This window comes from Nostoc sp. DedSLP03, assembly GCF_034530815.1.
Lineage (GTDB): Bacteria > Cyanobacteriota > Cyanobacteriia > Cyanobacteriales > Nostocaceae > Nostoc.
The window spans coordinates 98470-112915 of the sequence record NZ_JAVRCK010000003.1 but is presented as its reverse complement, the minus strand read 5'-3'; the positions used below and the strand labels follow the sequence as shown (position 1 = coordinate 112915).

The 14446-nt window shown below is 42.3% G+C and carries 10 protein-coding genes; 4 read left to right on the top strand and 6 right to left on the bottom strand.

Annotation, left to right across the window (positions count from 1 at the left end):
* Window positions 1–293 precede the first annotated feature (293 nt).
* Entirely contained in the window at window positions 294–1409 is a 1116-nt protein-coding gene (locus tag RM368_RS02465; RefSeq protein WP_322692572.1) for an acyl-CoA desaturase, read from the top strand.
* Here RM368_RS02465 and RM368_RS02460 read toward each other — a convergent pair.
* The gene (locus RM368_RS02460; protein ID WP_322692571.1) at window positions 1398–2675 is read right to left on the bottom strand and encodes an oligosaccharide flippase family protein; all 1278 of its coding nucleotides are present in this window, start codon (window positions 2673–2675) and stop codon (window positions 1398–1400) included. The genes RM368_RS02465 and RM368_RS02460 overlap by 12 nt on opposite strands.
* A 108-nt stretch (window positions 2676–2783) precedes the next feature.
* Between RM368_RS02460 and devC the strand changes: the two genes are divergently transcribed.
* Together devC and RM368_RS02450 are read left to right on the top strand one after the other, a co-directional pair.
* Window positions 2784–3950: an ABC transporter permease DevC gene (gene devC, locus RM368_RS02455; RefSeq protein WP_322692570.1), complete on the top strand. Its 1167-nt coding sequence runs from the start codon at window positions 2784–2786 to the stop codon at window positions 3948–3950.
* A gap of 59 nt (window positions 3951–4009) precedes the next feature.
* Complete coding sequence (locus RM368_RS02450; RefSeq protein WP_322692569.1) at window positions 4010–5485, top strand: cyclic nucleotide-binding domain-containing protein; 1476 nt, start codon at window positions 4010–4012, stop codon at window positions 5483–5485.
* Between the two features lie 81 nt (window positions 5486–5566).
* Here the strand turns inward: RM368_RS02450 and RM368_RS02445 are convergent, their stop codons facing one another.
* Window positions 5567–6721 (bottom strand): HlyD family efflux transporter periplasmic adaptor subunit, encoded by a 1155-nt coding sequence (locus RM368_RS02445; protein WP_322692568.1) that lies wholly within the window; start codon window positions 6719–6721, stop codon window positions 5567–5569.
* Window positions 6722–6826: 105 nt separating this feature from the next.
* Between RM368_RS02445 and RM368_RS02440 the strand changes: the two genes are divergently transcribed.
* Window positions 6827–7009, top strand: coding sequence for a hypothetical protein (locus tag RM368_RS02440; protein ID WP_322692567.1), 183 nt, complete (start codon window positions 6827–6829; stop codon window positions 7007–7009).
* 54 nt (window positions 7010–7063) lie between these two features.
* Here RM368_RS02440 and RM368_RS02435 read toward each other — a convergent pair whose 3' ends face one another.
* From RM368_RS02435 to RM368_RS02420, 4 genes are all read right to left on the bottom strand, one after another.
* The gene (locus RM368_RS02435; RefSeq protein ID WP_322692566.1) at window positions 7064–8290 is read right to left on the bottom strand and encodes a pentapeptide repeat-containing protein; all 1227 of its coding nucleotides are present in this window, start codon (window positions 8288–8290) and stop codon (window positions 7064–7066) included.
* 578 nt (window positions 8291–8868) lie between these two features.
* Complete coding sequence (locus RM368_RS02430) at window positions 8869–10836, bottom strand: response regulator (RefSeq protein ID WP_322692565.1); 1968 nt, start codon at window positions 10834–10836, stop codon at window positions 8869–8871.
* A complete protein-coding gene (locus RM368_RS02425) occupies window positions 10836–11312 on the bottom strand; it encodes a response regulator (RefSeq protein WP_322692564.1) in 477 nt (158 codons plus the stop codon). The genes RM368_RS02430 and RM368_RS02425 overlap by 1 nt, the downstream gene beginning before the upstream one ends.
* Window positions 11309–14443, bottom strand: a complete 3135-nt coding sequence (locus tag RM368_RS02420; protein ID WP_322692563.1) for a PAS domain S-box protein — start codon at window positions 14441–14443, stop codon at window positions 11309–11311. Before RM368_RS02420 ends, RM368_RS02425 begins: the two co-directional genes overlap by 4 nt.
* Window positions 14444–14446 lie beyond the last annotated feature (3 nt).

The window sequence follows — 14446 nt, the reverse complement described above, 5'->3', positions numbered from 1 at the left end:
CTAAACTATAAAACTATAGCAATCTTAAATCATTTGTAAAAATTATATATCTTTTTGTTATTTCTTCTTTTGAAGTCCTTCTCTAAAAAGACGCTCCACGTTGGCGTACTTTTAAGGAGAAGCAAGCTACGCGCAGGTGTCATAGACAAGCCTCTCGTAGATATGGCGGTTCATTTACTTTTCTATATTTTTCACGAATCAAATAGGACTGCTATAGTATACGCTTAGATTTTAGATTTTGAATTGGAAATCGCTTTGTTTGTCATAATCATTAGCTATCCACGAGAGAAATTATGCAAATTAGTAAGATCCGCTTTTCCAACCATGAAGCTACGCTTTTTGCACAGGAAGTCAAAACACAAGTTGCAGATTATTTTGAAGTAACAGGTCGCTCGTCAAAGGCTGATTCGCGAATGGTGTTCAAAACAATTATCTTTCTTTTAATCACCTACGGCAGCTATGGACTAATCTTGAGCAACCAATTTTCGGCATGGCAGATGCTCTGGCTGGCTGTATTAATGGGTGTGGGAATAGCAGGTATTGGCTTTTGTATTGCACATGATGCTTTGCACGGAGCTTACTCACCAAACCCACAGGTGAACAAATTCATTGGCTATACTTTCGATCTACTGGGTGCTAACGGATATATATGGAAGATCGCTCATAACACTATCCACCACACATATTCCAACATCCCCGGAATAGATCAAGACCTGATGGTTTCGCCGCTGATCAGGTTTTCATCGGCTACTCCCCTAAAACCTATTCACAAATATCAGCATATCTATGCTTTTTTTGCGTACAGCTTCGCCACGCTCAACTGGCTTTTCATGAAGGATTTTCTTTGCTTTCAACTGCGAGATTTTGGGCCATGCAAAGATTTAGTACACTCTCGTGCTGAGGTCGTAAACCTGATTTGGACAAAGTTATTCGTCTACGCCTACACGATCGCAATTCCACTGCTAATTTTGGATATAACTTGGTGGCAGTTTCTCATTGGGTTTACAGTCATGCATATCACGGCAGGACTCATTCTCGGTGTAGTGTTCCAGTTAGCACACGTAGTTGAGGGGCTGGAATTCCCTGTGCCAGATGAAAACAACGCTATCGAGCATACGTGGTTGATTCATCAGATGTTAACTACAGCTAATTTCGCCCATGAAAATCAATTGCTATCTTGGTTTATCGGTGGGTTAAATTACCAAATTGAGCATCATCTGTTCCCACAAGTATGCAGTATTCACTATCCGACAATCAGCCAAATTGTACGTGAGGTGGCTCAAAAACATGGCGTACCATACAACTATTACCCAACATTTTTTAGTGCAATCAAATCGCACTACTCTATGTTGAAGAAGTTGGGCGATCCGCCCACAGAGATAAACACTAATCCCAGCCTATGTTCGTAAGTTTTGACGCAGCTGACGCCAGATTAGTACGCTATTAAGAATTAGAATTAATGCTGTAGACGATAAGGTTGCTATTCCTGTACCGACAATGCCAAAAGATGGAGTTAAAATCAACAACAACGGCAAATAAACTCCCAAAATAGCGATCGCATTTACTCTCAAAGGAAAACTGGGCTTACCGATTGCATAGAAGGCAGGTTCTAAAGCACAATTTCCCATTGTGAAGACTTCTGCTGCTACTAACAGCAGTAAAATACCATAAGCAGAAATAAATGCCTCGCCAAAAGCATACTTCAAGACGATCTGTCCCAGACAAACAATCGCAATCAAAATTGCTAGCCCAATTCCGGCGGCGATCGCACTTGATTTGAGCAGCAACACCACGAACAAGCGCCACTTTTTTTGAACATCTAACCGAGCCAGTTCTGGATATACAGATTGAGTCAAAATCTGAGCTAGATCCTTGAGTGGAGTAGACAATTCATAGCTTACCTGGAACAGTCCTGCTGCTGTGGGAGTGGCGAAAATTCCCACTGCTAAGGGGCTGGCTTGTCTCATGATCGTTGGAAGGGAAGAATCAAAGTTAGACACGATGGAAAATTTCAACAAGCCGCGATGATGCTGGCTCAACTCGATCGCAGACCAATTCATATTTTTTAACATTCCTCGTTTCCAGGCTTCTCGCCAACCAATTACGAATAACAGTAACCCTCCAGATGTCTGTGAAATAAACCAAACTAAAAGATATCCCCATAGAGGAGCATTCAGAGTAGCAGCGACGAACGCTGCGAACATAGAAATAAACGTTGGAACAGTAATCTGTAACGCTAATAAATCAAAGCGATCGCAAAGCTGTAACAAGCCTCTAGGTGTTGCTACGCTTGTAAAAAGAATAATTAAGCTACACCACTGAACTTGAACAATTGTCGCTTGATTCCATCTCATATAGGAACCAATATAAGGCGCAAAAACAACTGCGATCGCTAAACCAATCAGCACCCCTAGTAAATCCAGTAGGGTGGTAAACTTTAATAACTGTTGCAAAGCTACTTTATTGTTTTGCTCAAGATAAATAGTGCCGTAACGAATTACTGCCTGAGAAGATTGAAAGGTGGTTAAATCTATAACGATCTGAATATAAGTTTGGATGAGAACCAGCGTGCCAAAACCTGTAACACCAAGATTACGAGTAACTATACTTAAATAGACTAAGCTGCTGATTCCAGTCATCACGCGCCCCCCTAGCAGCCAAGTAGCATTTTTCATAATTCTGCTGAGGAAAATACTGTCGGCAAACCATCGCTTCATCATTGCAAACTAGTAAAGTTGGGATCTAACAAATCAATATAATCAATTTCGATTTAAAAATAATACATGAATTCTTTTGGAAGAATCCCCTTAGCTTGGTTGCAACTCACTCGCTATAAGCTGCGGCTGTTGGTAGCGATTATAGGTATTGCTTTTGCAGCAATTCTCATTTTTATGCAATTGGCTTTTTTAGATTCCCTCTACGATAGCCAAACAGCATTACACACTCGTCTTAAAGCTGATTTGATTTTAATTAACCCTGAAATGAAGACTTTGGCTAACACCAGAGATTTTCCTCGACAACATTTGTATCGCACACTTAATTTTAGTGAAGTTGACTCTGTTAACTATGTGTATCACGGACAGAATTCTTTCAAGTATGGCAATGTTAGTGGAGGAAAAGGAATTATTATCTTGGGTATAAATCCAGATAATTCTCCCTTTAAAATTGCCAAATTCAATCAAGTTGCTCATTTGTTGAGGACTAGAGGTGTGATTTTATTCGATCGCAACTCTGACTTAAAAGAATATGGCAATATTTTAAAGGATTTGGATTCAGGAAAATCAATTGCAGCAGAAATAGGCAATCGGCAAATTTGGATTAGCGGTTTAGTTGATTTTGCTGGTGCTTCCTTTGCCGATGATGGTAATGTAATTACCAGCAGTACGACTTTTAATTATTTGTTACCAGAACGTTCTGCAAACAATATCACTATCGGGTTAGTGAACCTTAAATCTGGTGTCGATCAAAAAGCGATCGCCAAAAAAATCAGCACTCAACTTCCCGGTAATGTTCAGGTGATGACACGGCAAGAATTTATTGATTATGAAAAACATTATTGGGCTACCAGCGCTCCCATTGGATTTGTTTTTAGTACAGGAGTCTTCGTTGGTTTCCTAGTAGGAGTGATTATTGTCTATCAAATTCTATATGGCGAAGTTTCCGATCATTTACCAGACTACGCTGTTCTCAAAGCCAGAGGCTATAAGCATCGTTATTTTTTAAATGTTTTATTTCAGGAAGCGCTTATTTTAGCAGTATTAGGTTATATTCCTGGACTAATTGTTTCTATAGGATTATATGAAATTGTCAAAGATGCAACTGCTTTGCCTATGTACATGACATTTACAAGAGCATTATTAGTACTTTTACTAACAATTATTATGTGCTTTACATCCGGCACTATTACTATGAATAAACTCAAAGATGCTAACCCAGCAGACTTGTTTTGAACTGAGAATTTGAGAATGGAGAGTGGGATGAGGAAAAAATAACCAATGACTAATGACCAATGACAAACGACAAAACAGTTGTTTCGATTCAAAATCTTAATTACTTCTTTGGAGAAGGTGAACTCCAAAAACAAGTTTTATCTGACATTAATCTGGAAGTTAAAGCCAAAGAATTCGTGATTTTGACCGGGCCTTCAGGTTCGGGAAAAAGTACATTGCTGAGTTTAATTGGTTGTCTGCGTTCTGTTCGCCAAGGAAGCCTCAATATTCTAGGACAGGAACTAAATGGTGCTAGCAGAGAGCAATTAGTCCAAATGCGTCGAAATTTTGGTTATATTACCCAATCAAGTAATCTGTTGGATTTCTTAACAGTTCAGCAGAATATTCAGATATCATTGGAATTGCAACCAGACTTCTCACCTAAAGAAGCTCGTGCAAAAACAGCAGCTATATTGGAGGCTGTTGGATTAGCAGAGAAGCTCAATGCCTATCCAGCTAATCTTTCTGGAGGACAGAAGCAACGGGTAGCGATCGCTAGTGCTTTGGTAACTCGACCCAAGTTAGTACTCGCCGATGAACCGACAGCATCTCTGGATAAAATAGCAGGACGCAATGTAGTAGCGTTAATGCATCGTTTGGCTAAAGAGCAGAGTAGTGCTGTTCTGATTGTCACCCATGATAATCGGATACTTGATTTGGCAGATCGGATTGTTAATGTTGAAGATGGTAAATTGGGTTTAGCTTTCAACCAAGAACTTTCACTGGTCTTACCTGGTTTTGATGAAGCTTTGCTAGAAAAAGCAACAACTAAACCAATCGTTTTAACTTACGAATCAGAGCAAGTAATTGTTCATCAAGGTGAGCCAGCCGATAAATTCTATATTCTTCTAGAAGGTAAAGTCGAAATTATCCAGGAATTGCCTGATGAACCGCCTCGCCTGATAAATCATCTCAGTCGCGGGGATTATTTTGGCGAAGTTGGTTTGCTTCGAGATGGTAAACGGACAGCAACAGTACGCGTTGCTAGAAATTCAGAAGTCAAAGTGATGGTGATTGAGGAAGAACTTTTCCGGCTTTTCCTTGGCAATTCAGAATTAACCAAAGCTGACATTGTGCGGCATTTGCATCAACGTGTGATGACAAGTCATCTCTCAAATGCACTACCTAATGTCGATCCATCTGAAATTATAGCAGTTGCCGCTCAAGCAAAGGTAATTAGATATGGAGCTAATTCTATTCTTGTTAAAGAAGGTGAAGTCGCTGATAAATTCTACCTGATATTAGAAGGAGAAGTTGAAGCATTAATGAGCGATCGCCATGATAAATTCACATCATCTAAGCTCAAACCAGGGGAATACTTTGGTAATGCACAGCTGGTTAATGGGGAAAACTATCCCTTTACAGTTCGAGCCGGACTAACCGAAGTAGAAGTAATGGTAATCGATCGAGAAAGTTTTTGTAGCCTGATTTTCAAATCTAATACAAATCAGGATATTGTTGCTTCTGTACTTCGTCACCGATTGATGAATTTTTGACATCGATGTTTTGCAAAGAGTCTCTAAGGTATACTGTCCTCCTCTCTTAGCTTTTCTAGTTCAGCGTGATTGTGAATTGGTTTAACGAATTTGAATCGATGCTCTTACCTGTAGCTTATTTAGGGTTCTCACCCGTTCGCTGTCATTTGGATGGAGACGAATTTTAACTTTCACAATCCTGACATCTGCTTTAGCAGAGGGGTCATCATTCACGATTCCCGGCTGATCGATTTGCAATCCAATGCGATCGACAACTCCTTTGATTTCGCCAGTGAACCCTCCATACTCGCTGACAATTATTGCAGGTTGATTTACCTTAATGTATTGAATATCGCTTTCGTAAACTTCAGACATCACATACATCTGCTGTGTCTGGCCAATGTCAACAATGCCACCACTACCCACAACTTCACCTACTTTAGCGTTGACACTTAATATTTGTCCTGCTACAGGTGCTTGGATATATGTAGATTCCAGATCGACTTTTGCTTTTTGCAATTGAGACAACGACTCATTCAACTCTGCTTTGGTTAACAGAATATCTGTTGGCTTCACATGATTGAGACTTTCCAAAGTTGCTTGAGACTCTTTGACACGCTCCTTACCCGTACTAATTTGCTCAGTCAGCTTTGCTTTTGTTTCCTGCAACTTTTCTTTCTCAATCTCTACCTGCAAACGTCTGGTTTCAGTGTCAACTGCGGAAACAGCCCCATCTTGCGAGAGAGTTTTGTACCGTTCATAGTCATTTTCGGCTTTGCGTACTTCCACTTGCTGACGGGCAATGACTGCTTTTTGAACCTTTATACCCTCAAGCAATTGAGCTTCCATTTCTGCAACTTTCTTGCGTTGGGACTCAATTTGGCCAAACTCCTCACCAGCCTGCACCTGAGCTAAACGCGATCGCGCTACGTTCACTTTTGCTCTAGCATTTTCAACAAGGGCTTGATACTGTTTAAAATTGTCCATAATCGCAATGACTTGGCCTGCCCTAACTTGGTCGCCTTCCTGCACGCGCAGTTCAGCCAAACGCTGGTTAGAGGCTGGAGCAGACAGATGAATGATATCTCCTTGAGGTTCCAAGCGCCCCAAAGCTGTTACATGACTTATAGTCTGCTGATTACTTGAGGTTTCCTGTAGGTTGTTTTGGTTGCTACTGAAATAACTACGCGAACTAATACCAAAAATAGTACAAACAGTAACAACACCAGTAGACAAAAGCAAAGCGATCGCTTTCATATTCAGTATAGATTTAGCTTGCCAAGGTACTTATTTTGCCCATTATTATTTACAAATTAATGATGATTGGTGCAAAATATCGGTTTTAGATATGATGTAAAAATAATGCCTCTATTTGAGTTAGCAGCAGTTGCAGTGGCGATCGCAGCTGTGTTAAAAACCTCTCGGCGTTTCATAATTGTTCGTGATTTAAATTGCGTCAAATTTAGGCTGATAGAGAATATTTATCAGGTTTTTGGCAATTTATTTAGTTTTGAGTACCAAATTAAACACGATCGGGACGCATAGGTGTGCGTCCCGATCGTGTAATCAAGTTTTAGATGCTGAAACTTTAGCTTGTTATTACCGCCAGTGTTGGGGTATTTTCAGATTTTCCGGTAGGGTGGTTGTGCGATCGCCAACTGCTTGTTCAATCTGCTGTGATTCTACATTTTCCGAGCCGCTCAAGTTGGCTCCACAGAGGTTAGCTTCTTGAAAATTAGCTTCTTGGAGGTTAGCTGTACTCAGTAATGCACTTTCTAGATTAGCGCCAGCCAATTTTGCCCTTTGCAAGTTACTGCCAATCAAGTTTGTATCTTGGAGATTGCTACCCTCAAAGTTAACTTCTTCTAAGTTGGCATCACAAAGAATTGCTCCTTCTAAGTTGGCATCACAAAGAACTGCTCCTTTCAAGTTGGCATCACAAAGAACTGTCCCTTCCAAGTTGGCATCGTAAAGAATGGCTTGGGAAAGGTTTGCTTTTCTAAGAACTGCGCCTTGGAGATTGGCTTCTGGGAGAATTGCTTTTTGCAGGTTGGCTTCATAAAAGATTGAGCCACAAAGACAGGTAACAGATAAGTCTGCTTCAGAAAGGTTTACTTTGGTAAAATTGACCCATTGCAAGTTAGCTCCGACAAAAATTGCTCTAGAGAGATTCGCTTCTGTTAAGTCTGCATTGCTAAGGTCTGTATTGCGTAAATCGAGTTTCTGATTGATTGGATCTTTAGACGAATCGCGTCTGCCAATGACAGTTAAGGCTGTTTGAATATCTGTAGGAAGTTTTGATGATTGCAGTGACTCATTCTCATATTCCCTATTCACCGGGGCATTCTCGCGAATAAAAGCAGCGAGGATTTCCATGATTGTCCAATGATCTTTCGGGGAATCTTTGGCAATTCGTTCTAAAGCATAAATTGCAGCAAATCGCGTTTCAATTTTTTCATTTCCCAGTTGTTCAATCGCTTTAGAAAAGCGTTCGGAAACAATTTCTTGTGGAGTTGGTTGTGTCTGATTGATACAATTTACGATATTGTTATCCCAAGCTATTGTTCCAGCTAGTAGTTGCGTTAACAAGCTGTGATTCTCATCTATAGAGAGTTTAGAGGTATAGTAAGCATTAAGAATTAATGCCAATCCCCCAATAATTATGGCAATTGTTGTTAAAGCTTGAGTGATGTATTCAATTTTTTCTTGATTTGAAAATCCTTGAATATTTTCAAAAAATAATATAATTAAAGTGAATGATAAAATAAATATAACTGAGACAAATGCCAACAAGGTCGTGAGTCCATTGGTTCTTATGAAAGACATGTCATAAGTCTTCATATCCGACTCCTTACGGAAATAAATTTAGGTTGATTCTAAGAGTATCCGTAAAGTTATGATAGAGTACAAACACGGATAAAATTGGCGAACTATTAAATCTAATAGATAAAAATTATCTATATACCAATCCTGAATCATTGACGCTCGACAAGATTATCGACTTTCTAGAGAAGTCAGGGATCTGATGATTCATGAATGATTAGACATCTGATGAAATTAAATATGCTGTATCCAGAAACCGTGTAGAGATTTAGTAATGCTACATCTCTACACTCTTTTTCACTCAGATTAATTTGATAAAATTTTCAGGTATTTAGTCCACGATCCAGACGGAGAATGAAAAGTAGTGTAGTTCAATTACTTGAAAAGTACTGTCAATAGGATGAGATAAATTTTTGCAAGAGAATAAACTTTTTATATCAACACGCTGTTGGGGCACAATATTTTTCGGGATTACCAGGAGTATTCCAGGGAATTAAAAAAACCATATTACTTGTGAAGAATAGTTTCAAATCTGTAACCTTAAACCAGTTCAATTACTCAGATTACTCGCAAACCCTAACTTAAGTAGATTGGACTAAGTTAGAAATCGCCACGAGCAATTCCTCTGGTGCTACAGGCTTAACGATGTGCTGTTGAAATCCTGCTTTTAGTGCGTACTGCTGATTGATTTCGCCTGCATAAGCAGTCAGAGCGATCGCAGGCATCTTTTTTCCCCCGACTTTTGCTTCCAAAGTCCGCACCTGTTGCATCAACATATAGCCGTTCATCTCTGGCATTCCAATATCGCTGAGTAAGATATCTGGCTTTGACTGAGTTAGCGCTTGTAATGCTTCATCTCCTGATGCTACTGCGGTGACGATCGCGCCAAACTGTTGCAGCACAAAGCTGAAAAAGTCGCGGGTATCATCATTGTCATCCACAACCAGCACTTGTAAACCCATCAGGGGAGAGGAGGAAAAAGCGGCAGTTGAGAAATCAGTATTTGTGTCATCCTCGATCGTCGCACTATCTTTGATTAGCGGCAACTTAACTGTAAAAATCGCTCCTTTGTCCTCGCCAGGACTTTCCGCCCCAATCGTTCCTCCGTGCATTTCGATCAAGTGACGAGCGATCGCTAAACCTAACCCTAATCCACCAAACCTTCTAGTTGTTGTACTGTCACCCTGACGGAAATAGTCAAATACATGAGGTAAAAAGTCAGGGTGAATGCCCTTACCTGTATCGCTGATGGTAATCTGCGCTTGAGCGTCGATGCGCTGCAATTGCACATTTACTTTTCCCTCAGTCTTAGTAAACTTGACGGCATTCGATAAAAGATTCCAGAAAACTTGCTGTAAGCGGGCTGGATCGCCCAAAACTTTCCCTACATTTAGATCGAGCATCGTCTCAATCTGAATAGTTTTAGCCTCTGCTGCTAAATGCACTGTTTCCATTGCGGCTTCAATGGTGGATACCAGATCGACTGGAATCGTGTTGAGGCTGAGTTTGCCTTGGAGGATGCGAGAAACATCTAGTAAGTCTTCAATTAATTGAGCTTGTAATTTGGCATTGCGCTCAATAGTTTTCAGTGCTTTGTTGAGCGATGCCTCATCAAATTTCCGGCTCTGCAATAGTTTTGCCCAACCGAGAATCGGATTCAAGGGCGATCGCAATTCATGAGAAAGTACTGCCAAAAACTCATCTTTGATTCGGTTAGCAGCCTCAGCTTCCGCCCTAGCTATTTGCTCAAGTTGCAAAAGGCGATCGCGTTCTGATTCGCTGCGTTTGCGATCGGTGATATCAGTTAGCATGGCGATCGCACCCAAGCACTCACCTCGTTCGTTCAAAATCGCTCTGGTAGAAATCAGTGTCCAGATGTACGAACCATCTTGGCAAAGCAATCGCCCTTCTTTGAGATCGCTCTCTTCTCCTTTGAACCACTCCAGTTTTGCTTCATCGGCGATCTCATCAGCCAGATCCATAAAATCAAATATAGAACGACCGAGTATTTCTGCTGCCGGATAACCCAACATCTGAGATATCCGCTGATTCACAAACTCTGTTCGGGTTTGGGAGTCAATCATCCAGATTCCCTCATAAGAGGTATCAACAATTCGGCGATACTTGGCTTCACTCTTTTGTAAAGACTCCTCTGCTTGCTTGCGCTTACGCCGCTCCTTAGCTTCCCGCAATGCGCGTTGCACCGAGGGAACTAACCGCCCTATTCGTTGCTTTAATACATAATCGGTTGCACCGTTCTTCAAAGCTTCGATCGCTAATTCTTCACCCAGTACGGCAGAGACAAAGATAAAAGGAATCTCAGGACAACGGTTGCGGGCAATTTCCAAGGCAGAAATTCCATCAAAAGAGGGCAAGGCATAATCGGCAAGAATTAAATCGAAAGCGTCTGTTTCCAAGGCAGCTAGGAAATCAGCACCGGTTTCGACTCTGATCAGTTCGCAATTAATTCCCCCTTCGGTTAATATCATTTGAGCAAGCTCTGCATCTAACAGGCTGTCTTCCAAAAGGAGAAAACGGAGAACATTCATCAGTTGCTCTCCTTTTGTGGATGAGGTGCTGGAGGTAAAGCCCCAACTGGAGGCTGATTGATCACTGCCCAAAACAAGCCAACACCTTTAATAGAATCGGCAAAATCACGGTAATCTACTGGTTTGACAATATAAGCATTCACCCCTAACTCGTAGCAGCGAACTAGGTCAGGCTCTTCGCGGGAAGAAGTCAGTACCACCACTGGAATTACTCGCATTACTGGATCGGATTTGAGTTGCGCCAGCACTTCTAGTCCATCAACTTTAGGCAGTTTCAAATCGAGCAACACTACAACAGGATACCCTTCCATTCGCAACCGGAACAATCCCCGGCGATAAAGATAATCTAATGCTTCTTCGCCATCACGTACCACCACTACTTCATTGGCGAGATGGTTTTCTGACAAGGCGGCTAGGATTAACTCGGCATCGTTGGCACTGTCTTCAATTAGCAAAATTCGCTTCAATTCTTTCATTCACTCTCCTTCTTGGACAATTTAGGCAGCGAGAAATAAAAAGTGGCGCCACTGTCAACTACAGCCTCTGCCCAAACTCGACCATTATGCCGATGAATAATGCGTTGCACGTTTGCCAATCCAACACCAGTGCCTTCAAATTGTGGGTCGCTATGCAGGCGTTGAAATACTCCGAATAGCTTGTGGACATATTGCATATTAAAGCCTACACCGTTATCTTGTACAGAAAAGATAACTTCGTTTTCATTGTCAATACTGCCAACAGTAATTTCTGCTGGGTTTCGAGTCTGGCTATATTTTACGGCATTGCCTATCAAGTTGCGAAGCACCAGTCGCAGCATCGAGGGATCGCCTTGCGCTTCTAGCAGTGGCTCTATGTGCCAATGGATTGTGCGTCCTGAAGTTTCTGCAATTAAATCGCGTTTTACCTCATGTACCAATTCCTGCATATTCAAGTTGATGTAGCGCATTTCGGTGCGCCCCATCCGAGAAAATGTCAGCAACTCATCGATCAGTATTCCTGCCTGTTTGGCAGTATCGGCAATTATTTTCAAATAGCGCTGACTTGTTTGATCTAAGCTTGTTGAGCTCTGGCGCTTCTGAAGCAATTCGACAAATCCGGCGATGTGGCGCAGTGGTGCCCGCAAGTCGTGAGAGACTGAGTAAGAGAAGGATTCGAGTTCTTTATTAGAGGCTTCGAGTTGGGCAGTGCGCTCTTGAATTCGTTGCTCTAGCATTTCGTTGAGTTGTTGCAGGGAGGCTTCGGCAACTTTGCGATCGTGAATGTCGCTGGCGATGCCCACCCATTTGATAATCTGTCCGCTTGGATCTCGAAATGGTAAACCCCGGACAATATGCCAACGATAGCTACCATCAGAAACTTGACGAAAGCGAATTTCTATTTCGTAGTCGGTGCCGTTAGCAACAGCCTGCATCGAACTTTTAAAGACGCGATCGCGATCGTCGGGGTGAATGACATAAATCCAGCCATAGCCTGTAGTCTGCTCCATTGTCAGTCCGGTGAAATCTAACCAGTGTTGATTGCAATAGGTAATACCACCATCACTACTGCCCATCCAAATAGCCTGTGGTGAGACTTCCGTTAAAATTCGGTATCGCTCCTCGCTGTCACGTAGCGCTTCTTCTGCCAACTTGCGATCGTGGATATCAACACAGGAGCCGATATAGCCGAGAAATTCCCCGCTTGGTGCAAACCGAGGCACACCAGTATCAAAAACCCAACGATATTGGCCATCACAATGTCTGAGGCGATATTCGATTTGAAAATTTTGTCGGGCATCAAAAGCATGGGTGTATGTATCTAAGCAACGTTGAAAATCATCAGGATGAATGCCTTCAGTCCACCCTTTGCCCATCTCTTGCTCCAGAGTCTGCCCGGTAAAATCTAGCCAGGGTTTATTAAAGTAGTTACAAAGTTTGTCAGTGCCGGACATCCAAATCAGTACGGGAGCAGTGTCTGCCATTTGGCGAAAGCGGGCTTCACTTTCGCGCAACGCTGCTTCTGCTTGGTTGCGATCGCGTAGCGCAGCTTGCTGTTCGCTGATGTCAGTGACTAACGCCGCATACCCTTCAACGATTCCCTGTTTATTAAACTGGGGAACGTAAATGGCATTAATGTAACGCGTGCCACCATCTTTATAAGGAACTTGACTTTCAAATGTTACCTGCTCTCCTGCTAGTACTTGTTCCACATAAGGACGAATCACTTCATAAGCGGATTCACCCAAAACTTGCCAAAGATGCTTTCCATAAACTTCTGCCGTTGAATGCCCAAACCAATCTTGATAGGCTTGATTGTTGAAGCGGTAGCGTTGTTCTGAATCTACAAAGGTAATCAGAACTGGCAGCGTATCTGTAATTAAACGAAGTTCTGTTTCTCGTTGGCGCAGTGCTTCTTCTATGAGCTTACGGTTGGTGATATCGCGCCAGCAATCTATTGCACCAATAATCTCACCTTGGGAATCTCGAATTGGTACGACATTGGCGATCGCTGTAATTGTAGTACCATCTGGACGTTCAATGATGCATTCTTCATCGCGGATGATTTCACCATAGTGCGTTGCACGGTATAAAGGTAGTTGCTCTAAGGTGAGAGGCGTTACACCATCAGCCAAGAACAGACTGTAAAGCTGAACATAAGATTCAGAAGACATGCCAACAAGAGATTCACTCGGTCTGCCTAAAAGTTTTTGCGCGAGTTTGCTGTTAGCGATGATTGGAAAATCAGGAGGGCCGCCAGCGATCGTAATTCCCTCTGGGACGTGTTCTAGGAGCATTTGTAAAATGCTTTGGGCTTCTTCTGCTTGGCGGGAGCGATGCTGGGCTTCTGCTTGGGCTTGTTTGCGTTCGCTTAAGTCAAGTACAAAACCAATGATTGTCCGATCTCCCTGTTTAGCAAAACCAACTAGAACGGGAACTAAAGAGCCGTCTTTGCCGATGTATTCCTGCTCAAAAGGCTTACAACTCCCAGTCATTGTCAGTTCTTGAATCGCTTGCTCGCTTACCTCAATATATTCGAGCGGAACGATCTCGCCCCACCGGATTCGACCAGAGCGCAAATCCTCGCGTGTATAATTGAGCATTTTGAGAAAGGCATCATTGGCTTCAATGATTAAGCCGTTCAGATTAGCCACAATCATCCCAATAATATTGGACTCGGTTAAGCGACTAAACCGTGCCTCACTTTCGCGTAGTGACTTCAGGCTCGCCTCTGCTTGCCGTTGGGCTGTGCGGCGTGATTCGTTAAGCCAGCTGATTAACCCTGCTGTCAGCATGAACACTACCAAGGGAACTAGAATATTCAAATTTGTAATGTTCTGCGCGTGGAGTAGCTTAAAAAAGAAGTAATTGACTGCAAAAGTAGACAAAAGGGTAGCAAGTAACCCTGGCCCCAAGCCACCATACCAAGCACTTACCATCACCGCAGCAAAAAACAGTGCCGCAGGCGTTGGCGTGAGATATGGATTAAGTAGCAGAGTTGCCCATAGGGCTAAGGCAACGGATAGGGAAGCAACACCATAGTGCAGCAGTTTCTCCCGGATGAATGCGCCCTTGTCTCTAGTGCCAGCAAAGATTGTTTGCGATTCAGATGCCCTTGCCTTACGACTCATAAC

Excerpts from the sequence above, each read along its gene's own strand:
- RM368_RS02460 (WP_322692571.1), bottom strand. The coding sequence starts at position 2,675 with ATGAAAAATGCTACTTGGCTGCTAGGGGGGCGCGTGATGACTGGAATC.
- RM368_RS02445 (WP_322692568.1), bottom strand. The coding sequence starts at position 6,721 with ATGAAAGCGATCGCTTTGCTTTTGTCTACTGGTGTTGTTACTGTTTGT.
- devC (WP_322692570.1), top strand. The coding sequence starts at position 2,784 with ATGAATTCTTTTGGAAGAATCCCCTTAGCTTGGTTGCAACTCACTCGC.
- RM368_RS02440 (WP_322692567.1), top strand. The coding sequence starts at position 6,827 with ATGCCTCTATTTGAGTTAGCAGCAGTTGCAGTGGCGATCGCAGCTGTG.
- RM368_RS02435 (WP_322692566.1), bottom strand. The coding sequence starts at position 8,290 with ATGTCTTTCATAAGAACCAATGGACTCACGACCTTGTTGGCATTTGTC.
- RM368_RS02465 (WP_322692572.1), top strand. The coding sequence starts at position 294 with ATGCAAATTAGTAAGATCCGCTTTTCCAACCATGAAGCTACGCTTTTT.
- RM368_RS02425 (WP_322692564.1), bottom strand. The coding sequence starts at position 11,312 with ATGAAAGAATTGAAGCGAATTTTGCTAATTGAAGACAGTGCCAACGAT.
- RM368_RS02430 (WP_322692565.1), bottom strand. The coding sequence starts at position 10,836 with ATGAATGTTCTCCGTTTTCTCCTTTTGGAAGACAGCCTGTTAGATGCA.
- RM368_RS02450 (WP_322692569.1), top strand. The coding sequence starts at position 4,010 with ATGACAAACGACAAAACAGTTGTTTCGATTCAAAATCTTAATTACTTC.
- RM368_RS02420 (WP_322692563.1), bottom strand. The coding sequence starts at position 14,443 with ATGAGTCGTAAGGCAAGGGCATCTGAATCGCAAACAATCTTTGCTGGC.